At 69.9% G+C, this 20,674-nt stretch carries 20 protein-coding genes and 1 tRNA gene; 16 read left to right on the top strand and 5 right to left on the bottom strand.

The window, feature by feature from the left end; genetic code table 11:
• Positions 1–8 precede the first annotated feature (8 nt).
• From glgA to ACQ3HE_RS00990, 3 genes are all read left to right on the top strand, one after another.
• On the top strand, positions 9–1,190 hold the full coding sequence (glgA, locus tag ACQ3HE_RS01000; protein ID WP_430890922.1) for a glycogen synthase: 1,182 nt from the start codon (positions 9–11) through the stop codon (positions 1,188–1,190).
• A gap of 63 nt (positions 1,191–1,253) precedes the next feature.
• Positions 1,254–2,066, top strand: a complete 813-nt coding sequence (locus tag ACQ3HE_RS00995) for an ABC transporter ATP-binding protein (RefSeq protein ID WP_159878845.1) — start codon at positions 1,254–1,256, stop codon at positions 2,064–2,066.
• Positions 2,067–2,222: 156 nt separating this feature from the next.
• Positions 2,223–2,471, top strand: coding sequence for a type B 50S ribosomal protein L31 (locus tag ACQ3HE_RS00990; RefSeq protein WP_056005588.1), 249 nt, complete (start codon positions 2,223–2,225; stop codon positions 2,469–2,471).
• Positions 2,472–2,543: 72 nt separating this feature from the next.
• Here the strand turns inward: ACQ3HE_RS00990 and ACQ3HE_RS00985 are convergent, their stop codons facing one another.
• Positions 2,544–3,317, bottom strand: a complete 774-nt coding sequence (locus ACQ3HE_RS00985; RefSeq protein WP_137241651.1) for a 3'-5' exonuclease — start codon at positions 3,315–3,317, stop codon at positions 2,544–2,546.
• A gap of 104 nt (positions 3,318–3,421) precedes the next feature.
• Here ACQ3HE_RS00985 and ACQ3HE_RS00980 point away from each other — a divergent pair, with 104 nt between their 5' ends.
• Entirely contained in the window at positions 3,422–4,324 is a 903-nt protein-coding gene (locus ACQ3HE_RS00980; RefSeq protein ID WP_137241650.1) for an alpha/beta fold hydrolase, read from the top strand.
• 4 nt (positions 4,325–4,328) lie between these two features.
• On the opposite strand, the gene ACQ3HE_RS00975 is transcribed toward ACQ3HE_RS00980, so the two are convergent.
• Positions 4,329–5,231 carry a Sir2 family NAD-dependent protein deacetylase gene (locus ACQ3HE_RS00975; RefSeq protein ID WP_079705976.1) on the bottom strand — a complete coding sequence of 301 codons (903 nt, stop codon included), beginning with the start codon at positions 5,229–5,231 and terminating at the stop codon, positions 4,329–4,331.
• Between the two features lie 138 nt (positions 5,232–5,369).
• Here ACQ3HE_RS00975 and ACQ3HE_RS00970 point away from each other — a divergent pair, with 138 nt between their 5' ends.
• Both ACQ3HE_RS00970 and ACQ3HE_RS00965 read left to right on the top strand, forming a co-directional pair.
• Entirely contained in the window at positions 5,370–6,173 is an 804-nt protein-coding gene (locus tag ACQ3HE_RS00970; protein WP_138947103.1) for a TrmH family RNA methyltransferase, read from the top strand.
• 85 nt (positions 6,174–6,258) lie between these two features.
• Positions 6,259–7,503, top strand: coding sequence for a D-alanyl-D-alanine carboxypeptidase family protein (locus ACQ3HE_RS00965; protein ID WP_137241648.1), 1,245 nt, complete (start codon positions 6,259–6,261; stop codon positions 7,501–7,503).
• A 39-nt stretch (positions 7,504–7,542) separates the two neighbouring features.
• Here the strand turns inward: ACQ3HE_RS00965 and ACQ3HE_RS00960 are convergent, their stop codons facing one another.
• Positions 7,543–8,352 (bottom strand): SGNH/GDSL hydrolase family protein, encoded by an 810-nt coding sequence (locus ACQ3HE_RS00960; RefSeq protein ID WP_079705978.1) that lies wholly within the window; start codon positions 8,350–8,352, stop codon positions 7,543–7,545.
• 148 nt (positions 8,353–8,500) lie between these two features.
• Between ACQ3HE_RS00960 and ACQ3HE_RS00955 the strand changes: the two genes are divergently transcribed.
• The gene (locus ACQ3HE_RS00955) at positions 8,501–10,318 is read left to right on the top strand and encodes a DEAD/DEAH box helicase (RefSeq protein WP_240043850.1); all 1,818 of its coding nucleotides are present in this window, start codon (positions 8,501–8,503) and stop codon (positions 10,316–10,318) included.
• A gap of 228 nt (positions 10,319–10,546) precedes the next feature.
• On the opposite strand, the gene ACQ3HE_RS00950 is transcribed toward ACQ3HE_RS00955, so the two are convergent.
• Positions 10,547–10,630, bottom strand: a tRNA-Leu gene (locus tag ACQ3HE_RS00950).
• Positions 10,631–10,806: 176 nt separating this feature from the next.
• Between ACQ3HE_RS00950 and ACQ3HE_RS00945 the strand changes: the two genes are divergently transcribed.
• The 3 genes from ACQ3HE_RS00945 (at position 10,807) to mshC (ending at position 14,300) form a co-directional block, all read left to right on the top strand.
• Positions 10,807–12,126, top strand: coding sequence for a M20/M25/M40 family metallo-hydrolase (locus ACQ3HE_RS00945; RefSeq protein ID WP_085510930.1), 1,320 nt, complete (start codon positions 10,807–10,809; stop codon positions 12,124–12,126).
• A gap of 114 nt (positions 12,127–12,240) precedes the next feature.
• Positions 12,241–13,065 carry an undecaprenyl-diphosphate phosphatase gene (locus ACQ3HE_RS00940; RefSeq protein ID WP_194600577.1) on the top strand — a complete coding sequence of 275 codons (825 nt, stop codon included), beginning with the start codon at positions 12,241–12,243 and terminating at the stop codon, positions 13,063–13,065.
• Positions 13,062–14,300 (top strand): cysteine--1-D-myo-inosityl 2-amino-2-deoxy-alpha-D-glucopyranoside ligase, encoded by a 1,239-nt coding sequence (gene mshC, locus ACQ3HE_RS00935; RefSeq protein WP_430890921.1) that lies wholly within the window; start codon positions 13,062–13,064, stop codon positions 14,298–14,300. Before ACQ3HE_RS00940 ends, mshC begins: the two co-directional genes overlap by 4 nt.
• A 46-nt stretch (positions 14,301–14,346) precedes the next feature.
• On the opposite strand, the gene ACQ3HE_RS00930 is transcribed toward mshC, so the two are convergent.
• Complete coding sequence (locus ACQ3HE_RS00930; protein WP_064296958.1) at positions 14,347–15,273, bottom strand: PAC2 family protein; 927 nt, start codon at positions 15,271–15,273, stop codon at positions 14,347–14,349.
• An 81-nt stretch (positions 15,274–15,354) separates the two neighbouring features.
• On the opposite strand from ACQ3HE_RS00930, the gene ACQ3HE_RS00925 reads away from it, so the two are divergent.
• The 6 genes from ACQ3HE_RS00925 to tatA all read left to right on the top strand — a co-directional run bounded on the left by ACQ3HE_RS00925 (position 15,355) and on the right by tatA (position 20,621).
• Positions 15,355–16,059, top strand: a complete 705-nt coding sequence (locus tag ACQ3HE_RS00925) for an HAD family hydrolase (protein WP_430890920.1) — start codon at positions 15,355–15,357, stop codon at positions 16,057–16,059.
• Positions 16,056–17,120 (top strand): tRNA (adenine-N1)-methyltransferase, encoded by a 1,065-nt coding sequence (locus ACQ3HE_RS00920; RefSeq protein WP_079705983.1) that lies wholly within the window; start codon positions 16,056–16,058, stop codon positions 17,118–17,120. Before ACQ3HE_RS00925 ends, ACQ3HE_RS00920 begins: the two co-directional genes overlap by 4 nt.
• A gap of 71 nt (positions 17,121–17,191) precedes the next feature.
• Positions 17,192–18,148, top strand: coding sequence for an FKBP-type peptidyl-prolyl cis-trans isomerase (locus ACQ3HE_RS00915; RefSeq protein ID WP_124769380.1), 957 nt, complete (start codon positions 17,192–17,194; stop codon positions 18,146–18,148).
• Positions 18,149–18,226: 78 nt separating this feature from the next.
• A complete protein-coding gene (locus ACQ3HE_RS00910) occupies positions 18,227–19,267 on the top strand; it encodes a helix-turn-helix transcriptional regulator (protein WP_079705985.1) in 1,041 nt (346 codons plus the stop codon).
• A complete protein-coding gene (locus ACQ3HE_RS00905) occupies positions 19,260–20,270 on the top strand; it encodes a WYL domain-containing protein (protein ID WP_192004881.1) in 1,011 nt (336 codons plus the stop codon). Before ACQ3HE_RS00910 ends, ACQ3HE_RS00905 begins: the two co-directional genes overlap by 8 nt.
• Positions 20,271–20,351: 81 nt before the next feature.
• Complete coding sequence (gene tatA / locus ACQ3HE_RS00900) at positions 20,352–20,621, top strand: Sec-independent protein translocase subunit TatA (protein ID WP_079705987.1); 270 nt, start codon at positions 20,352–20,354, stop codon at positions 20,619–20,621.
• Positions 20,622–20,674: the final 53 nt, after the last annotated feature.

The following is a 20,674-nucleotide window of genomic DNA, read 5'->3' as shown; positions in this document are numbered from 1 at the left end:
GTCTAGACATGCGAGTTGATCTTGTGACAAAGGAGTACCCGCCGGAGATCTACGGCGGCGCAGGCGTCCACGTGTCCGAGCTGGTGAAATCCCTCCGGAGCGACATCGATGTGACCGTGCGCTGCTTCGGCGCTCCACGCGACGAGGCCGACACCGTCGCGTACGGCGTCCCGGCCGAGCTCGAGGGGGCGAACGGCGCCCTCACGACACTCGGGACGGACCTCCTGATCGCCCAGGACGTCGCCGGGGCCGACCTCGTGCACTCGCACACCTGGTACGCGAACGGCGCCGGTCACCTCGCGTCGCTGCTGCACGGCATCCCGCACGTCGTGACCGCGCACAGTCTGGAGCCGCTCCGCCCGTGGAAGGCCGAGCAGCTCGGCGGTGGGTACCGCGTGTCCAGCTGGATCGAGCAGTCCGCCTACGAAGGCGCCGCGGCCGTCGTGGCGGTCAGCGACGGCATGCGTCGCGACATACTGCGGTCGTACCCGAGCCTCGACCCGGCCAAGGTGCAGGTCATCTACAACGGCATCGACCTGACCGACTGGCAGCCACGCGTGGACGACGAGCTGCTGCGGTCCCTCAGCATCGACCCGTCCCGTCCCTCCGTCGTCTTCGTCGGTCGGATCACCCGTCAGAAGGGGCTGCCGTACCTGCTCCGCGCGGCCCGACTGCTGCCACCCGACGTGCAGCTCATCCTGTGCGCCGGCGCTCCCGACACCCCCGAGATCCTCGCCGAGGTCAAGGGGCTCGTCGAGGAGCTGCAGCGCGAGCGCACCGGGGTCGTGTGGATCGAACGACTGCTCCCGCGTCACGAGCTGTGCACCGTCCTCACCGCCGCCACGACCTTCGTGTGCCCGTCGATCTACGAGCCGCTCGGCATCGTCAACCTCGAGGCGATGGCCTGCGGTGCCGCCGTGGTCGGGACGGGGACCGGTGGTATCCCGGAAGTCGTGCAGGACGGTGTGACCGGCAGGATCGTCCCGCTCGCGCAGGCGTCCGACGGCACCGGCACCCCGCTCGACCCGGAGCGTTTCGTCGCCGACCTCGCCGCGACCCTCACCGAGGTCGTCCAGGATCCCGCCCAGGCGAGGGTCTACGGGGCCGCTGGTCGCCGACGCGCGGAGTCCGACTTCAGCTGGTCGCGCATCGCCACCCAGACGGCGGAGCTCTACCGCAGCCTGGTCTGAACCACCTGCGGACACCTCGGAGGACGGCGACGCGCGACGAGTCTTGGCGGATAGGCTAGGACCATGCCGAGCGTGTTGCAGTTCTCCGATGTGTCCGTCGTCCGCAATCTCAACCCCATCCTCGATGGCGTCGACTGGACGGTGACGGGCGACCAGCGATGGATCGTCCTCGGCCCGAACGGCGCCGGCAAGACGACGCTCCTGCAGCTCGCGGCCACGCTCATCCACCCTTCGAAGGGCACGGTCTCCGTACTCGACGAGACGCTCGGCCGGGTCGACGTCTTCGAACTGCGCCCGCGCATCGGCTTCGCGTCCTCCGCCCTCGCGAAGCGGGTGCCGCCGGAGGAGACCGTCCTGGACGTCGTGCTCACGGCGGCCTACTCGGTCACCGGGCGCTGGGTCGAGCAGTACGAGGACATCGACGTGAAGCGCGCGTCGCGGGTCCTCGCGGAATGGAAGCTCGACCACCTCGCCGACCGCCGCTTCGGCACACTGAGCGACGGCGAGCAGAAGCGCGTGCAGATCGCGCGGGCCATCATGACCGACCCCGAACTCCTCCTGCTCGACGAGCCGGCCGCGAGCCTCGACCTCGGCACGCGCGAGGAGCTCGTCGAGCTGCTGGGCGGCTACGCGAGCGCCGACGACTCACCGGCGATCATCATGGTGACCCACCACGTCGAGGAGATCCCCGTCGGCTTCACCCACGTCCTGCTCGTTCGCGACGGTGGCATCGTCGCCGCCGGCCCGATCGCCGAGACACTCACGGCCGAGCACCTCAGCGAGACCTTCGACCTCCCGATCGAACTGACCGAGGAGGACGGCCGGTTCCACGCCCGCTCGGCCCGCGCCGGACGCTCGGCCGTCGCTCCCTCCTGACCGCCATGCTCGGCGAGTCGTCCTCGGCTGGCGAGCAGACGCGCGCCGAGTCTGGTAAAGTCGACCTTTGGCTCGCGGAGCCAAGAGCTTTCTGCCTCGTGCCTGGAGTTCCGAGCGCGGGTACTACCCACACCATCCACTCAACAAGGACTGCTGATGAAATCTGACATCCACCCCACGTACGAAGCCGTCGTCTTCCGCGACCTCGCCTCCGGCGCGACGTTCCTCACGCGCTCGACGGTCTCGTCGGGCAAGACGATCGACCTCGACGGCGTCACCTACCCGGTGATCGACGTGGAGATCTCGTCCGAGTCGCACCCGTTCTACACGGGCAAGCAGCGCATCATGGACTCCGCCGGTCGCGTCGAGAAGTTCAACCAGCGCTTCAAGGGCTTCGGCAAGTAGTCCTTCAGCTGGAATACACGAACGCCCCGATCCTCGGATCGGGGCGTTCGTCGTCGTGCCGAGCCGTACAGCTCAGATGCCGATGGGCAGCTGGTCCGCTGGGACGATGATCGGCGCCTCGGGTCGGGCGGCAGGGCGTCCGGTGCGGATGGGCCAAGCACCGTCGGCGACGAACTCGGGATCGCGCACGCGGCGCATGTAGGACTGGAAGCTCTCCGCCTGCTCGAGCGACCAGGTCCGCTGGGCCTCGTGCAACTCGTCGACGCTCGTCGGCAGGGCGTCGGCATGAAGCCGACCGATGGCTTGAGCGACGCGTCCGGCGGCGACGGCGTCCACCCCCGCGTCATGCGCACCCTCGAGCGGAACGCCGTGTAGGGCGGCGACGACCTCGAGCGTCCGCTTGCCGCGCCGGAAGGTGTCGAGCCGCCGGTCGAGGATCAGCGGGTCGACGACGGGGGACGGGTCGGTGATCGACGTCACCCCGTGTCGCTCCGCCTCGAAGTGCAGGAGGGAGAAATCGTAAGGAGCGTTGTAGGCGACCACCGGGGTCCGCGCGGCGAACAGCTCGGTGAGGACGGCGACGATCTCTCCGACGACGGCCGGCGCCGGACGCCCCTCTGCCCGGGCCCGCTCCGTCGTGACGCCGTGGATCTCGGCGGCGCGAGCGGGGATCTCGACCCCGGGATCGGCCATCCACGACCACGAACGTTCGACCGAACCGTCCGCGGTGATGACACCGACGAAGGCGGTCACGATGCGACTCGTCTCCACCTCGATGCCCGTCGTCTCGAGATCGAAGACCGCCAGGCGGTCCGTCCAGTGGGGATTCGCATCGACCGTGTTCACGCCTTCACCCTATGACGCACCTCCGACAGGGTCCTGTGCCACGCCGGGGCGGCACGGTCCGCGTCGTCGGGTGAACGCGGAGCCGGACTGCCTAGACTGAGTGGATGCCCGTCGAATCACCGTACGCCGACCAGCTCGACCGCATCCCCGTCCGGGAGCGCTCGCTCATCGTGGACGGAGCCGAGACCCGGTTCTGGGACTACGGCGACCACGAGGCGTCGACGACGATCGTCATGGTGCACGGGTTCCGGGGCGACCACCACGGCCTCGAACCGGTCGTCGCGCAGCTCTCCGGGTTCCGGATCATCGCTCCGGACCTCCCCGGCTTCGGCAGCTCGGCTCCCTTCCCCGAGGCCACCCACTCCGTCGAGGGGTACGCCGCCTGGCTGGGACGGTTCATCGAGGAACTGCACCTGACCGGCCGTGTCGTCCTGCTCGGGCACTCGTTCGGCTCGATCGTGTCGAGCGCCGCCGTCGCCGGGGGACTCCGACCGGATGACCTCATCCTCGTGAACCCGATCGCCGCCCCGGCGCTCCAGGGCCCTCGAGGTGTCCTGACGAGGCTCGCGGTCTTCTACTACTGGTCGTCCGCGAAGCTCCCGAAACGCCTGGGATTCGCCTTCCTCCGGAACAAGGGTGTCGTGCGCATCATGAGCGTCGCGATGTCGAAGACGAAGGACCCGACGCTCCGTCGGTGGATCCACGCCCAGCACGACCAGTACTTCAGCGCCTTCGCCGACCGGGAGGTCGTCCTCGAGTCGTTCACCGCCTCGGTCAGCCACGACGTCAGCGAGTACGCCGACCGGATCCCGAGCCGCACGCTGCTCATCGCCGCCGAGCGTGACGACATCACGCCCGTGGCCGCGCAGTACGCGCTCGCGAAGCGGTTCGCCGACGCGCAGCTGCACGTCATCCCGGGCGTCGGACACCTCATCCACTACGAGGAGCCGCACGACGCGGCGCAGCGCCTCACCGCGTTCCTCGCGGACGACCGCACCGACGCCTGAGGCGTCAGGCGTCGGTCGCCTCCTGCGAGACGACGCTCGTGAAGGCGGACGGGACCAGGCGAGCGGCGATCCCGGTGAGCGTCTCACTGGCACCAGCGTCGAGCTTCACGTCCGCGCGGCCGTCCGCCTTCGTGACGCCGCGGTTGATGACGACGATCGGCAACCGCTTCCGGCGGGCGAGTTCGAGGAGCCGGATCCCCGAGTTGACCACGAGGGAGGAGCCGGCGATCACGAGTGCGTCGGCGCCGCGCACGAGTGCTGCCGCCTCGGCGTACTTCTCCGTTGGGATGAACTCGCCGAAGAAGACCACGTCCGGCTTCAACATGCCACCGCAGACCGTGCACACGGGGACGACGATCTCGTCCACGCGCCCGACCTCGGCATCGCCGTCCGGGTTGATCGTCACGTCCGTCTCGGTGTCGAGCCACGGGTTCAGGTCCGTCATGCGCTCCGCGATGCTCGACCTGGCGTAACTCTGCCCGCAGGAGAGACAGCTGACGCGGTCCATCGACCCGTGCAGGTCGACGACGCGGCGCGAGCCGGCCCTGACGTGGAGGCCGTCGACGTTCTGCGTGATGACGCCGTCGGCGATGCCTGCCTCCTCGAGGAGCGCGATCGCCCGGTGGCCGGCGTTCGGGCGAGCGCCGTCGAACCGCTTCCACCCGAGGTGGCTGCCGGCCCAGTAGCGCTTGCGCGCGGCGTCGTCGTTGGACAGGAACTGGTCGACCGTCATGGGGGTCCGGACCGGAGCGCCCTGGCCCCGGTAGTCGGGGATGCCGGAGTCCGTGCTCACGCCGGCCCCGGTGAGGAACGCGACACGTCGGTCCGCGAGCAGCTCGATCGCCCGTTCGAGCCCGGCCTCGGCCGTCTCGTCAGCGGGATCCCCTGCTGCGATCAGCGTGCTCATGCCTGCTCCGTCCATCCGTCCGCGATGATCGGAGTGCTCCGGGCCATCGCTTCCCCTGAGTCTAAACGGCCTCGTTTTCGATCGTGTTCCCACTCTGGCAAGGTGGAGGTCGAACATCGCGTCGAGAGGACGTCTCCCATGCAGGTCATCCGGATCACCGATCTCGACGACGGACGACTCGACGACTACGCGCGACTGACGGACGTCGCCCTCCGTCGGGTGTCCGAACCCGCGGGTGGCCTGTACATCGCCGAGTCGACGAAGGTCATGGAACGTGCGCTCCGCGCCGGGCACCGACCACGATCGGTCCTGCTGCAGGAGAAGTGGCTCGAGGACGTCTCGCCGCTCCTCGAGGACCACGACGTCCCGGTCTTCGTCGGCGAGCCCGCGCTCCTCGAGCAGCTGACGGGCTTCCACCTGCACCGGGGAGCGCTCGCGGCGATGCACCGCCCTCCGCTCGCCGACCCCGCCGAACTCCTCGCCGACGCCCGCCGGGTGGTCATCCTCGAGGACATCGTCGACCACACCAACGTCGGCGCCATCTTCCGTTCCGTCGCCGGCCTCGGTGCCGACGCGGTCCTGATCACCCCGCGTTGCGCCGACCCGCTGTACCGTCGAAGCGTCCGCGTCAGCATGGGCACGGTCCTGCAGGTGCCGTGGACCCGCCTGCCGGAATGGGACGTCGCTTCCGGCGTCCTGCGGGATGCCGGCTTCGAGACGGCCGCCTTGGCCTTGGCCGACGATGCCGTGGACCTCGACACCTATGCTCGGACCGCGCCGGAACGACTCGCCATCGTGCTCGGCGCCGAGGGTGACGGTCTGAGCGCCTCGGCCCTCGCCGCCGCCGACACGATCGTGACCATCCCGATGCTCCACGGCGTCGACTCGCTGAACGTCGCGTCGGCCAGTGCCGTCGCCCTCTGGGAGCTCCGGGTCCGCTGACCACGGTCCCACGCTGCCCGAGGACCACCCGGTCGGCGGCACGTCGCGACAGGGTACGCGCAGGAGCGCCGGGTAGCATGACCGGGTGCCACTCACGAGACGACAGATCTACCGCCGCCGCCGTCTCGCCGTCTTCGGTGTCCTCGCCCTCCTCATCGGGGTGTTCGGGTACAGCGCAGGCGCGCTGCTCCGACCGGTGCCGGCCGCGGCTGCGACGCTCGATTCCAGCGACGCCCTCACGACCTCGCTCGTCCAGCAGACGACACCGGTCGCCTGGCCCGGATTCGGGCGAGGGGCCATCGGTGCCGTCGGGTTCGACGGCGTCCTGAGTTCGAGTGGCGAGCAGACGCCGTTCCCCATCGCGAGCATCACGAAGACGATCACCTCCCTCGTCGTGCTGGAGGCCAAGCCGCTCGCCGCGGGGGATCAGGGCCCGTCCATCACGCTGACCGACGCCGACGTCGGGTTCTACTACGACACCATCGCGGAGAACGGTTCAGCGGCACCCGTCGTCGCCGGGTCGGTGTTCACCCAGCGGCAGATGCTCGAAGCACTGCTCCTCCCGTCGGCGAACAACTACAGCATCTCCCTCGCCGTCTGGGCCTTCGGTTCGGTCGACGCGTACCTCGACGCGGCGCGCGCCTGGCTCGATGCACGTGGGCTGACGGGCACGACCGTCACGAACACGAGCGGCCTGGGCGAGACGAACGTCAGCACCCCGAGCGACCTCGTGACCATCGGCAAGCTCGTGCTCGCCGACCCGGTGCTCTCGTCGATCGTCAAGGAGCCCACGGCGGTGCTGCCCGCCATCGGCGAGGTCGAGAACACGAACGCCCTCCTCGGCCAGTACGGGGTGACCGGCATGAAGACGGGGACCGACGACGCCTCGGGCGCCTGCCTGCTGTTCTCCGCCGACCTCCAGGTGGCGGGGCGGACGGTGACCGTCGTCGGCGTCATCCTCGGTGCCGACGACCACACCGTGCTCAACGAGGCCGTGGTCTCCCTGTTGCAGAGCGTGCCGGCCGGATTCCACCAGGTCCAGCTCGCCACCGCCGGGCAGTCGGTCGGCTCCTACTCGACCGCGTGGGACCAGGCCGCGAAGGTCGTCGTGGCCTCCGACGCCTCCGTGCTCGTCTGGCAGGACACCCCGATCACGGTCGAGAGCCGCGCCAGAGCCATCGACGCGGGTGCCGCCGGTTCGACGGTCGGGAAGCTCAGCTACACCGTGGGGGCGGGCGCGGAGGGCGGCGCGGCGACGATCGACGTCCCGCTGGCCCTCGACGCGGACGTCACGCCGGTCACGCCCTGGTGGCGCCTGACCAACCCGTGACCGCAGCAGACGCCGGAGCCCGGGTGATCGGCCGGACGGTCAGACGTCGAGTTCCTGGTCCTGCGCTGCGACCGTGAGGAACGGGCCGGCGAGCGGTCGCTTGGCGGTGATGTGGTCGCCGGACGACTGGTGCCGCACCCGACGGAGCACCCACGGCACGAGGTACTCACGCGCCCAGGCGAAGTCCTCGGTCCGGGCCTGACGCCAACGCCTGACGGGGAGCGGCTCCGGCTGCAGCGGCTTGAGGTCGTTCTCGACGTTCAGCGCGTGCAGGACGAGGCGGGCGACCTCGTGGTGGCCGAGCGCGTTCAGGTGCAGGCGGTCCGGTGCCCACATCCGCGGATCCTGGATCGCCTGGAGGGCCCACTGGTCGGCGATGATGCAGTCGTGTCGGGCGGCGATGGCCCGCAGGTTCTCGTTGTAGATCGCGACCTTGCCGCGGATGCTCCGGAAGACGGGGGAGAAGCCGACGTCCACGCCGGTGAACAGCACGACCGTCGCTCCGTCGCTCCGGAGTCGGATGATCGCCTGCTCGAGTCGTCTGGCGATGTCGTCGGGGTCTGTGCCGGGCCGGATCACGTCGTTGCCGCCCGCCGAGATCGTGATGAGGTCCGGGTGCAGCTCCAGGGCCGGCTCCACCTGGTCGTCGAGGATCTGCTGAGCGAGCTTGCCGCGCACCGCGAGGTTGGCGTAGGCGAAGTCCGAGTTCTGCGCGGCCAGCACCTCGGCGACGCGATCGGCCCATCCGCGGTGCCCGCCCGGCGCCCCCGGCTCGGGATCGCCGATCCCCTCCGTGAACGAGTCGCCGATGGCGACGTACCGCGACCAGGGATGGTGCTGTTCGGTCATGGGTGGTTCCTCCTGCTGTGCATCCGGAACCTCCAGCGTACGCCCGCCCCTCGGCTGGCGGATCAGTCGCGAGTCGGACATCCGGATGGGTGTCGGGGACGCACACGATGGTCGGCGGTGTCGGTGCGGCCGGGTACAGTGGTCTCCAGTGAACGCGGAAATCTCTTCGACCCAGCACCTGGGCGGGTCCGCAGCCGAACACCTCTCACCGGCCTTCCCGGAACGCGCAGCGTGGGGCACGGCGAGCAAACTTCGAGCCTGGCAGGCCGAGGCGCTCGAGCAGTACTTCACGACCGAACCCCGTGACTTCCTCGCGGCGGCGACACCGGGCGCAGGCAAGACGACGTTCGCGCTTCGGCTCGCCTCCGAACTCCTCCATCGCGGAACGATCGACCGCATCACGGTCGTCGCCCCGACCGATCATCTGAAGCGCCAGTGGGCCGAGGCCGCGAGCCGGGTCGGCATCCGCCTCGACCCGAACTTCGCGAACCGCGATCAGGTCTTCGGCCGCCACTACCACGGTGTCGCGGTCACCTACGCCCAGGTCGCGGCGAACCCGCCCGTGCATCAGCGCACGACCGATTCGGGTCGCACCCTCGTCATCCTCGACGAGGTCCACCACGGCGGCGACGCCCTGAGCTGGGGCGACGGCATCCACGAGGCCTTCTCGCGGGCGACCCGTCGCCTGTCCCTGACCGGGACCCCGTTCCGGTCAGACACGGCACCGATCCCGTTCGTGGTCTACCAGCCGGATCACCAGGGCATCCGGACCTCCGTCACCGACTACAACTACGGGTACGGTCGAGCACTCCAGGACGGGGTCGTCCGTCCGGTGCTCTTCATGGTCTACGCCGGCCACATGCGCTGGCGGACCAAGGCCGGCGACGAGATGGAGGCCCGCCTCGGCGAGGGCAACACGAAGGACATCACCTCCGCGGCCTGGCGCACCGCCCTCGACCCCCAGGGTGACTGGATCCCGGCGGTCCTGAAGTCCGCCGACCTCCGACTGTCCGAGGTCCGTCAGGCGGTCCCCGACGCCGGCGGACTGGTGATCGCCACCGACCAGACGACCGCGCGAGCCTACGCCGCCATCCTGCACGAGCTGACGGGGGAGCAGCCCACGATCGTCCTCTCCGACGAGAAGGAGGCCAGCGACCGGATCGCCGACTTCTCGGGGAACACCAAGCGCTGGATGGTCGCGGTCCGCATGGTGTCGGAAGGCGTGGACGTCCCACGACTCGCCGTCGGCGTCTACGCGACGTCGTCCGCCACGCCGCTGTTCTTCGCGCAGGCGATCGGGCGATTCGTCCGGGCACGTCGACGCGGCGAGATCGCGAGCATCTTCCTCCCGAACGTGCCGAACCTGATGGCCCTCGCTGAGAAACTCGAGCTCGAACGCGACCACGCACTCGACCGCCCGAGCGACCCGGACGCGGAGGGCGACCTCTTCAACCCGGAGGACGCGATGATGGCGGCCGCGGAGCGCGAGGACAAGGCTTCCGACTCACTCCTCGAGGAGTTCACCTGGCAGGCCGTCTCCTCGGACGCGCACTTCGACCGGGTGGTGTTCGACGGCGACGAGTTCGGCGAGCTCGCCCAGCCGGGCACCGAGGAGGAGTTCGACTTCATCGGGTTCCCCGGGCTCCTCGAGCCTGAACAGGTGCACGAGCTGCTCGTGCAGCGCCAGAGCCGCCAGGCCAAGCGCGGGGCGTTCGTCGACAAGAACGCCGCCTCGCCGAGTCCGCAGGCGGACATCCCCGCTCCGCTCTACCGCACCCTCAAGGAGCAGCGCCAGGTGCTCAACACCCTGGTCGGCCTCTACGCCAAGCACACGAAGGAGCCGCACGGACTCGTGCACGCCGAACTGCGACGCGTCTGCGGCGGCCCCGCCGTGGCACAGGCGAGCGTGACGCAGCTGCAGTCGCGCATCGACCTGCTCCGTCGGCGCCTCGGCCACGGGCACTGAGGACAGCACTTCTTCTCGCGCGCGCGTTCCCCTGCTTCGCGGTCGGTCCGCCGGAGCTGCCCTTCGACAGGCTCAGGGACCGGCGGTGCAGGCTCAGGGACCGGGGGAGGTGCGCCGGTTTTCGCTCTGGCCGAAGACGATCTCGGGTGTCCGCGTCTCGTGGAGTCCGGCGGGAAAACAAGAACGGCCGGAGCTTTCGCTCCGGCCGTTCGCCGTCTCAACACGGTGTGCGCGAAGGGGGACTTGAACCCCCACGCCCGTAAGGGCACTAGCACCTCAAGCTAGCGCGTCTGCCATTTCCGCCACCCGCGCGTGTTGTGATCGTGTCCGGCTTTCGCTGGGCACGAGAAGAAACTCTAGCACGGATTTCGACAGCCGTTCACCACCTCGTACCGCCAGAGGATCTTCTCGACGGCTTCCGGCCGTGCGCCGACCGCGCAGAACGGGGGAGAGGTGCAGCGGTCAGGGCCGACGGGTAGCGTGGAACCATGACCTCCGGCTCAGACGCATCCGACCTCACGCTCGACGAGACCACGCGGATCGCGCGGGACCTCATCCGCATGGACACGACGAACTACGGTGAGGGCCGCTCCAACGGCGAGACGGAGGCCGCCGAGTACGTCGAGGCGTACCTCCGCGACCTCGGTCTGGAGCCGGAGCTGATCGACGCCGCTCCGGGCCGGACCAGCGTGGTCGCACGGGTCGCCGGTGCGAACCCCGAGAAGCCGGCGCTCGTCGTGCACGGGCACCTCGACGTGGTGCCCGCCGATCCTGCGAACTGGTCGGTGGACCCCTTCGGCGGCGAGATCAAGGACGGCCTGCTGTGGGGACGCGGGGCCGTCGACATGAAGAACATGGACGCGATGATCCTCGCGTCGCTCCGCGAGATCCTCGGCAGCGGCCGTCGGCCGGAACGGGACCTCGTGATCGCGATGTTCTCGGACGAGGAGAACGGCGGCGTGTTCGGCTCGCACCACCTCGTGACGGAACGACCGGAGCTCTTCGCCGGCGCGACCGAGGCGATCAGCGAGGTCGGCGGGTACTCGATCACGTTCGGCGGACGCCGCTCCTACCTTCTCCAGACCTCGGAGAAGGCCCTCGTCTGGATCAAACTGGTCGCGACCGGACGAGCGGCCCACGGATCCCGCTACGTGCAGGACAACGCCGTCACCCGCCTCGCGGAAGCGGTGGCGGCCATCGGACGCACCGAGTGGCCCGTCCGACTCACCGACACCACCGAGCAGCTGCTCCGGGAGATCGCCACCATCCTCGGCACCACGCCCGAACGGCTCGGCCCGGACGAGCTCGCCCTCGCGACGGGCACGGCCTCCGGCTTCATCCAGGCCTCGCTCCGCACGACGAGCAACCCGACCCTGCTGCAGGCCGGATACAAGCACAACGTGATCCCCGATCGCGCCGAGGCGCTCGTCGACATCCGCACCCTGCCCGGCGAGGAGGACGCCGTGCTCGCGCGCGTCGCGGAGATCGTCGGTGAGGACATCGAGATCGTCGTCATGCACCGCGACATCGGCCTCGAGACACCGTTCTCGGGTCCGCTCGTCGACGCGGTCGTCGAGACCCTCGGGCGCCATGACCCCGGCGCCCCGGTGCTCCCGTACATGCTCTCCGGCGGTACCGACAACAAGGCGCTCTCGCTCCTCGGCATCACCGGGTACGGCTTCGCTCCGCTGCGCCTGCCGGAACACCTGGACTTCCCCGCGATGTTCCACGGAGTCGACGAGCGCGTGCCGCTCGACGCGCTAGGGTTTGGCAAGCAGGTCCTCACGGACCTCCTCCTCGACTACTGACTTCCCACGGTCCGTCTCCGCGCCCTCCGCGCCGCGAGACGCTCCAGGAGCCGCCCCGCCGACGACTGCCGGATCCGGCCGAACACCAGCCATCCGGCTGCAGAAAGGTGCCCTGTGGACCTCATCAACGCCATCATCCTCGGACTCGTCCAGGGGCTCACCGAGTTCCTCCCGATCTCCTCGAGTGCGCACCTGCGCATCCTCGGCGAGTTCCTCCCGGGGGCGAAGGACCCTGGCGCGGCGTTCACCGCGATCACCCAGATCGGTACCGAGGCCGCCGTCGTGGTGTTCTTCTGGCGCGACATCGTCCGCATCATCTCCTCCTGGTGCAAGGCCCTTGTCGGCAAGATCCCGAGGGATGACGCCGACGCCCGCATGGGGTGGCTGATCATCATCGGCAGCGTCCCCATCGTCGTGCTCGGCCTGTTGTTCCAGGACGAGATCGAGACGACCTTCCGCTCACTGTGGATCGTCGCGATCATGCTCATCGTGTTCGGCATCCTGCTCGGTGTCGCCGACGCCGTCGGAGCGAAGAAGCGACGCCTGAAGAGCCTGACCTACCGCGACGGCGCGATCTTCGGAGGCGCCCAGGCGCTCGCCCTCATCCCCGGTGTCTCCCGCTCCGGCGGCACGATCACGGCGGGGCTGTTCATGGGCTACGAGCGCCGTGCTGCGGCGCGGTACGCGTTCCTGCTCGCGATCCCCGCGGTGTTCGGCAGTGGCTTCTACCAAGTCTTCAAGAGCATCGGCGAGCCGAGCCCGTACGGACCGGTCGAGACGCTCGTGGCCACCATCATCGCGTTCGTCGTCGGCCTCGCGGTCATCGCCTTCTTCATGAGCTACATCTCGAAGCGCAGCTTCCTGCCCTTCGTCGTCTACCGCATCGTGCTCGGCGTCGTCCTGCTGGTGCTGCTCGGCACGGGCGTGATCAACGCGTGAGGGCCTGGTCCGCCCCGGTCGTCCCGAAGCTGCCCGGCTCCGGCACGGCCCCGTGTCTCTGGGACACCCCGAGCGCCGGTCTCATCGAGGCCTCCGCCGAACGTACGGCGCGGCTGTACGTCTGCGGCATCACCCCGTACGACGCGACCCACCTCGGCCACGCGTCGAGCTACCTCGCCTACGACACCCTGCAGCGCGTCTGGCTGGACGCCGGCTATGAGGTGCACTACGCCCAGAACGTCACCGACGTGGACGACCCGCTGCTCGAGCGGGCCAACGCGACCGGCGTCGACTGGATCGAACTCGCAGCGAGCCAGGTCGAACTCTTCCGGAGCGACATGGAACGCCTCAGCATCCTGCCACCCGAGGACTACGTCGCGGTCACCGAGGTCATCGGACCGATCGCCGACGCCGTCGCGCTGCTCATTGAGCGCGGTGTCGCCTACACGGTCGACACCCCGGACAGTGCCGCCGGAGACGACGTCTACTTCGACGTGCGCGCCGCGGCCGACGACGTCTGGCACCTCGGCGCGGAGAGCGGGCTCGACGAGGCGACGATGGCCGCGTTCTTCGCCGAGCGCGGGGGAGACCCCGACCGCGCCGGGAAACGCGATGCCTTCGATCCACTGCTCTGGCGGGCGGCGCGCGACGGCGAGCCGAGCTGGGAGTCACCCGTCGGCCAAGGACGCCCCGGTTGGCACATCGAGTGCTCGGTCATCGCCCTCCAGCACCTCGGATCCGACTTCACGGTCCAGGGTGGCGGCTCCGACCTCGTCTTCCCGCACCACGACCTGAGCGCCGGGCACGCCGCAGCGCTGTCCGGTCGCCCGCTCGCCAAGGTGTTCAGCCACGCCGGCATGGTCGCCTACGAGGGCACGAAGATGTCGAAGTCCCTCGGCAACCTCGTCCTCGTCTCACGCTTGGCCGCCGACGGAGCAGACCCCTCGGCCATCCGACTCGCGATCCTCGCGAACCACTACCGCAGCGACTGGGAGTGGCACGACGAGCACCTCGTCCTGGCCGATCGTCGGCTCGGGACCTGGCGTTCGGCCTTCGCGACGGACGCCGCGAGTGGAGCGTCCGCCGTCGAGCTGCTGCGGGCGATGCGGGTCCGACTGGCGGACGACCTCGACACCCCGGGTGCCATCGCACTCGTCGACGCCGCAGCGACGACCGGCGTCGACGACGCCGACCTCGCGCGGTCGGCCGTCGACGCGCTCCTCGGCGTGCGCTGAGCAGGACGGCGGCTCACCGGAGTCGCGCCACCGCGATGGGACCGGGTTACTCGCGGTCCTTCCGCCAGGGCTCGTCGCCCTTGCCCTCGTCCCGACGGAGGTACCGCTCGAACTCCTTTGCGATGGCCTCGCCGCTCGCCTCGGGCGACTCGACGGTGTCGCGCGCCTGCTCCAACTGCTGGATGTAGGCGGCCATGTCCTCGTCTTCGGCGGCGAGCGTGTCGATCCCGCTCTGCCACTCGCCGGACTCCTCGACGAGGGCTCCGCGGGGGATGACGACGTCGATGAGCTCCTCGAGCTTGTCGATCAACGCCAGGACGGCTTTCGGGGAGGGCGCGCTGTGCACGTAGTGGGGGACCGAGGCCCAGACCGACAGACTCTGGACGCCCTGCCGCTCGGCGGCGTCGGCCAGCACACTGAGGATGCCGACCGGCCCTTCGTACGTGCTGCGCTCGAGCTGCAGGGCCTGCCGCAGCTCCGCGTTCTCGCTCGACGCGAAGACCGAGATGGGTCGCGTATGCGGGACGTCGGCGAGCATCGCACCGAGCATCACCATGCCGGTGATGCGCTGCTCGGTGATCACGGCGAGGATCTCGTCGACGAACGCCTTCCAGCCGCGCGAGGGCTCGGCACCGAGCAACACGTAGACGTTGTCGCCGCCGCCCTCGCTGACCCGGAGCGCAGCGTCCTCCGCCAGGGGGGTCGCAGGCTTCGCCGCTTCCGGGTCGGGCCCCGAGATCGTGGTACCGGGCCAGGTCAGGGACCGTTTGCCGTCCTCGTCGACGCCGACCGTCGGCCGGTTGAACTGGTAGTCGTAGTAGGGCTCCGGGTCGATCTCGAGCAGCGGGCGGAGGGCGAGCGAATCGCGAAGCACGCGCACCGCGCCGCTCGCCGCCTCGCCGGCATCGTTCCAACCCTCGAACGCCACGACGAGCAGGCGACCGCCCAGCGGCTCCTTGGTGTCTTCCGTCACGTCTCACTCCTCGGTGCACGGGGACCTTCCGCGACCATCCATCCAGGATAGGCGCTTCACCACCCGGTAGCATGGCACCCCGTGACCACTCTCCTCCCTGCCGCAGTCCTCTGGGACATGGACGGCACCGTCGTCGACACCGAGCCCTACTGGATGGAGGCCGAGACCGAGCTGGTCGCGGCCCACGGTGGCACCTGGACCCATGAGGACGGCCTCCTGCTCGTCGGGAACGGGCTCTGGGACTCCGCCGCCGTGCTCCAGGGCCGCGGCGTCGCGCTGGACGCGGACACGATCGTCGCCCACCTCACGGACCATGTGCGGCGCCTCATCCAGGAACGCGGCGTCCCGTTCCGTCCCGGCGCCCAGGAACTGCTCCACGAGCTCCGGGAGGCCGGCGTGCCGACCGCGCTCGTCACCATGTCGATCCGGTCCATGGCCGAGGACATCGCGGGCGGCATCCCGTTCGACGCGTTCGACCTCATCGTCGCCGGCGACGAGGTCGAGCACCCCAAGCCCCATCCGGACCCCTACCTCAGGGCCGCCGAGGCACTCGGCGTCGACCCGCGCGAGTGCATCGCGATCGAGGACTCCGCCACCGGTCTCGCGTCCGCGCTCGCGGCGGGGACCATCGCCGTGTCCGTCCCGCACATCGTGCCGATCCCGGAGGGCCCCCACCACACCACCTGGGACACCCTCGCCGGGCGCTCCGTCGCCGACCTCGCCGAGCTGCGCTCGACCGCGAGCGGCACCACCCACCACCCCGAGACAGAGGCAGCACAGCGATGAGCGCGAACCACCAGCCGGCGAACAGCGGCCCCTTCCGCGAGGGTGACCGCGTGCAGCTGACCGGACCGAAGGGGCGGAAGAACACCATCACGCTCGAGGCCGGCAAGGTCTTCCACACGCACCGCGGGATGATCGAGCACACCACGATCATCGGCCTGCCGGACGGCAGCGTCGTCGCCAACACCGAGGGCATCGAGCACCTCGCACTCCGGCCGCTGCTGGTCGACTTCGTGATGTCGATGCCTCGCGGTGCCGCCATCATCTACCCGAAGGACGCGGCCGAGATCATCGGCCAGGCGGACATCTTCCCCGGCGCGACGGTCGTCGAGGCCGGTGTCGGTTCCGGCGCGCTCTCCCTCTGGCTCCTCCGGGCCATCGGACCGTCGGGCAGGTTGGCCTCCTTCGAGCGTCGGGACGAGTTCGCCGACGTCGCCCGCGGCAACGTCGCGACCTTCTTCGGCTACGACCCGCAGAACTGGTCGGTCACGGTCGGCGACCTCCAGGAGACCCTGCCCGACACCATGCCCGCCGAATCCGTCGATCGCGTGGTGCTCGACATGCTCGCACCGTGGGAGTGCCTCGACGTCGCGTGGGAGGCGCTGAAGCCCGGCGGCGTGATCCTCTGTTACGTCGCCACCGTCACCCAGCTGTCCCGGGTCGCCGAGGCGATCCGAGGGACGGGCGGCTTCACGAACCCGCAGTCGAACGAGACGATGATGCGCGGGTGGCACGTCGAGGGGCTCGCCGTGCGACCGGACCACCGGATGATCGGACACACGGGCTTCCTCATCACCGCACGGAAGCTCGCGCCCGGTACGGTCCTGCCCGAGCTCAAGCGACGCGCCTCGAAGAGCGACTTCAGCGCTGAGGACGTCGAGCTGTGGACGCCGGGCGCCCTCGGGGAACGCTCCGCGAGCGCGAAGATCCTGCGGAAGCGCGCCAGGAGCGCCGGGGCGAGCGCCGAGCTCTCCCGGGCGCGGGGCCTCGACGGCGAGAGTGCGGGGCCCGAGGAGTCGATCGAACCGTCCGCCGCTGAGCCGCCGCTCGGCGACGATCGTTGACCCCGGTTCACGTCGACTAAACTGTGCGACGGCGACCTGCCGTCCCACCCGTACCACCGAAACGAGGATCCGTGCGCACTGCACCAGCTCTCATCGCCGCAGCAGGCCTCCTGCTCGTCTCCCTCACCGGGTGCACCGCGCCGGGCTCGGCCTCGTGCGACACCGCGGCGTCCGCCGGCGACGCGACGAAGCTCATCAGCGTGTCGGGTGACTTCGGCGCCACCCCGAAGGTGGAGCTCCCGAAGCCGCTGTACACGAAGACGACGGAGCGTCAGGTCGTGATCCAGGGCGACGGTCAGCAGGTCTCGGCCGACGGCACCGTCAACCTCAACCTGATGCTCCTCAACGGACGCACGGGCGACGTCCTGCAGCAGACGGACTTCAACGGGCCCGCGAGCACCCTCATCGCCCTGTCCGGAAGCCTCCCCGGCTTCGCGAAGGCGTTCGCCTGCACGACGGTCGGATCCCGTGTCGTCGCGGCGATCTCGCCCGAGGACGCGTTCGGCCCGAGCGGTGGCAGCGAGGCGAACGGCATCAAGAAGGACGACGCGATCATCCTCGTCGCCGACATCCAGGGTGCGGCGCTGCCCAAGGCCGACGGTGCCGAGCGCCCGATCCCGTCAGGGTTCCCCTCCGTCGTGACCGCTCCGAGTGGTCAGCCCGGCATCACCATCCCGGCGGCCCCAGCACCGACCGAGACGAAGCACACCCTGTCCCGCGTCGGCGACGGTGCCACGGTCAAGGCCGGCGACCAGGTCATCGTCAACTACACCGGCGTGCTGTGGGATCAGAAGAGCGTCTTCGACAGCAGCTGGGAGAAGGGCCAGCCCCTCGTCTTCCAGGCCGACGGCGGTCAGATGATCAAGGCCTTCAACGACGCGGTCGTCGGCCAGCAGGTCGGCTCGCAGATCATCCTCGTGGTGGCGCCGAAGGACGGCTACGGCGAGCAGGGTTCGGGCAGCGTCCCGGCCGGCGCCACGCTCGTGTTCGTCATCGACGTGCTCGGCACCCAGCGCGCGGCGCAGTAACCGACACGCCTCGGATACGGCCCGTCCCACGCCCGCGTCGCGGGTGGGGGACGGGCCGTCCGTCGGTAGACTGGACCGGTGTCCTCAGCCCGCGAGTCCCCGAAGCCGGTCCCGGTGGAGGAGCGACTCTTCAGCCTCGTGCTCGCGCTCCTCGCCACGCAGACCGGCCTGACGAAGAACGAGATCCTGTCGACCGTCCAGGGGTACCGCCAGCAGTATTCGAGTGGCGGTGGCAACGCCAGCCTCGAGCGACAGTTCGAGCGCGACAAGGACAACATCCGCGAACTCGGCGTCCCGCTCGAGACGATCGAGCAGCCGGGTGAACCCGGCAACAACCAGTCGATGCGCTATCGGATCCCGAAGGGCGCCTACGAGCTCCCCACCGACGTCCGGTTCACCCCGGCGGAGCTGTCACTGCTGTCGCTCGCAGCCACCGTGTGGCGTGAGGGGTCGCTCTCCGGCCAATCGCAGCGCGCGATGACCAAGTTGCGGTCGCTCGGCATCGAGCCCGACGAACCGATCATCGGATACGCGCCGCGACTCCGCACCCGGGAGGCCTCGTTCGAACCGCTCGACGCGGCGCTCGAACGTCGGTCCGTGGTCGCCTTCCCCTACCTGAAGCCCGGCGAGGCGCGGCCACGCGTCCGCACCGTCGCACCGTTGGCGCTCGTCCAGCACGAGGGTCGCTGGCACCTCTACGCGACCGACCGAACGGTGGACGAGCCCCGGACGTTCCTCCTGTCGCGGATCGTCGGTCCGGTCAAGCCGACGGGGGAGTCGTTCCCCGCCGACGACCGCGACCACGCCGCCGACGCGATCGACGGCCTGCGCCGCGTGTCCTCGTCGCAACGCGCCCTCGTCCGTGTCCGGCCCGGGACCGACGCCGCGGCCCGCCTCGGCAACCGCTACGGCGTCAGCGACACGGAGCGCACGGAACTCACCATCCCGTACCTCGACCACCACATCCTCGCCGACGAGCTCGCCGGGTTCGGCCCGGAGGTCGTCGTCCTCGACCCTCCGGCGCTCGTCGAGGCCGTGGCGTCCAGACTCGAGCTGGTCGTCGCCCGCCACCGCGCGACCGACGACGCACCCCACCCCGAGGAGACCGCCCGTGGCTAAGCGACCGGCGGCGCCCCGCGCCCAGGACAAGCTGATCTTCCTCCTCTCGCTCGTGCCGTACCTCATCGACCGCGAGCGGGTCACGGTCGACGAGGCCGCGCGGCACTTCGGTCTGTCCCCGCGCCAGATCCGAGAAGCGGTCGAGCTCTTGACGGTGTCCGGCGTGCCGGGCGACACCCGGCAGTACCTCGCCGGCGACCTCTTCGACATCGACTGGGGCAGCTTCGAGGAGGACGACGAGATCGTCCTCACCCACCGGGTCGCCCTCGACGACAGTCCTCGCTTCTCAGCCCGCGAGGCCTCCGCCCTCATCGCCGGCCTGCAGTCGCTCCAGCGCCTTCCCGAGTTCGTCGACAGCGACGTCATCGGCGGCGTGATGGCGAAGCTCGCCCGCGGGGCGTCGTCCGCACCGGGCCAGCTCGCGGTCACCGAGTCCTACTCAGCACACGCGGTCGGTATCATCCGGTCGGCTCTGGCCGCCGGCCACAGCGTCGCGTTCGACTACGTCGACGCGAGTGGGGCGACCGAGGCGAGACTGGTGGACCCGCTGCGTCTCGAGTCCCAGGATCAGGACTGGTATCTCTACGGGTGGTGCCACCTGCGCGAGGCGACGCGTCGCTTCCGTCTCGATCGGATGACCGAGCTGCGGGAGACCGACGCCGAGGTCGTGTTCCGCGAAGCGGACGTCGTCGTCCCGACCGCGTTGTTCGAGCCGAGCGACTCCGACCGCAACGTCACCGTGCTCGTCCGACGCTCGGTCCTGCCGCTCATCGACGACTACGTGGTCGCCGTCGACAGCGCGCCAGGCAGCTCCGCAGCCCGCGAGGACAGCGACGCCGAGGTGACCGCGACCCTACGCCTCGCGCACCATCACGGCCTCAAACGACTGGTCGCCGCACATCCCGGGCTCATCACCGTGCTCGGCCCGGCGGACGCGCGCGACGCGGTCGCCGATTGGGCGGCCGCCGGTCTCGCGCAGTACCGCACGACATCCGCGAGCTGACTCCCGAGACTCCCGGCAGCAGAGCGGGAGATGCAGGGTAGAGTGAGTGGACCTCGACCTCGAAGATCAGGAACGAAGACTATGTTCGGCAACGCATTCACCGGGTGGCACCTCGTCATCATCCTCCTCATCGTCCTGCTGCTGTTCGGAGCACCGAAGCTCCCGGGTCTCGCCCGCAGCGTCGGCCAGTCGATGCGGATCTTCAAGAGCGAGGTCAAGAGCATGCGCGACGACGAGCCCGCCTCGCCCGACGCGACGGGCACGGTTCCGCCCGCGAGTACGACGCCCGCCGACCCGACTCCGGCCGCGACGGCCCCGCAGAAGCCGACCGACCCGCCGGTCAAGCCGTAACCCTGAGGACCACCCGAGCCCGATGACGCCAGCACCTGGCCCCCGACGAGTGC

The sequence above is a fragment of the Plantibacter auratus genome (genome assembly GCF_050587365.1).
Classification (GTDB): domain Bacteria; phylum Actinomycetota; class Actinomycetes; order Actinomycetales; family Microbacteriaceae; genus Plantibacter; species Plantibacter auratus.
Note: the sequence above shows the minus strand (reverse complement) of the source record. Positions and strands in the feature narration are given on the sequence as shown.

What these genes read in the sequence shown, in the direction of transcription:
- ACQ3HE_RS00975 (WP_079705976.1), bottom strand. Translation starts at nt 5,231, where the DNA reads ATGAGCACGCTGATCGCAGCAGGGGATCCCGCTGACGAGACGGCCGAG.
- ACQ3HE_RS00960 (WP_079705978.1), bottom strand. Translation starts at nt 8,352, where the DNA reads ATGACCGAACAGCACCATCCCTGGTCGCGGTACGTCGCCATCGGCGAC.
- glgA (WP_430890922.1), top strand. Translation starts at nt 9, where the DNA reads ATGCGAGTTGATCTTGTGACAAAGGAGTACCCGCCGGAGATCTACGGC.
- tatA (WP_079705987.1), top strand. Translation starts at nt 20,352, where the DNA reads ATGTTCGGCAACGCATTCACCGGGTGGCACCTCGTCATCATCCTCCTC.
- ACQ3HE_RS00980 (WP_137241650.1), top strand. Translation starts at nt 3,422, where the DNA reads ATGCCCGTCGAATCACCGTACGCCGACCAGCTCGACCGCATCCCCGTC.
- ACQ3HE_RS00945 (WP_085510930.1), top strand. Translation starts at nt 10,807, where the DNA reads ATGACCTCCGGCTCAGACGCATCCGACCTCACGCTCGACGAGACCACG.
- ACQ3HE_RS00920 (WP_079705983.1), top strand. Translation starts at nt 16,056, where the DNA reads ATGAGCGCGAACCACCAGCCGGCGAACAGCGGCCCCTTCCGCGAGGGT.
- ACQ3HE_RS00995 (WP_159878845.1), top strand. Translation starts at nt 1,254, where the DNA reads ATGCCGAGCGTGTTGCAGTTCTCCGATGTGTCCGTCGTCCGCAATCTC.
- ACQ3HE_RS00970 (WP_138947103.1), top strand. Translation starts at nt 5,370, where the DNA reads ATGCAGGTCATCCGGATCACCGATCTCGACGACGGACGACTCGACGAC.
- ACQ3HE_RS00990 (WP_056005588.1), top strand. Translation starts at nt 2,223, where the DNA reads ATGAAATCTGACATCCACCCCACGTACGAAGCCGTCGTCTTCCGCGAC.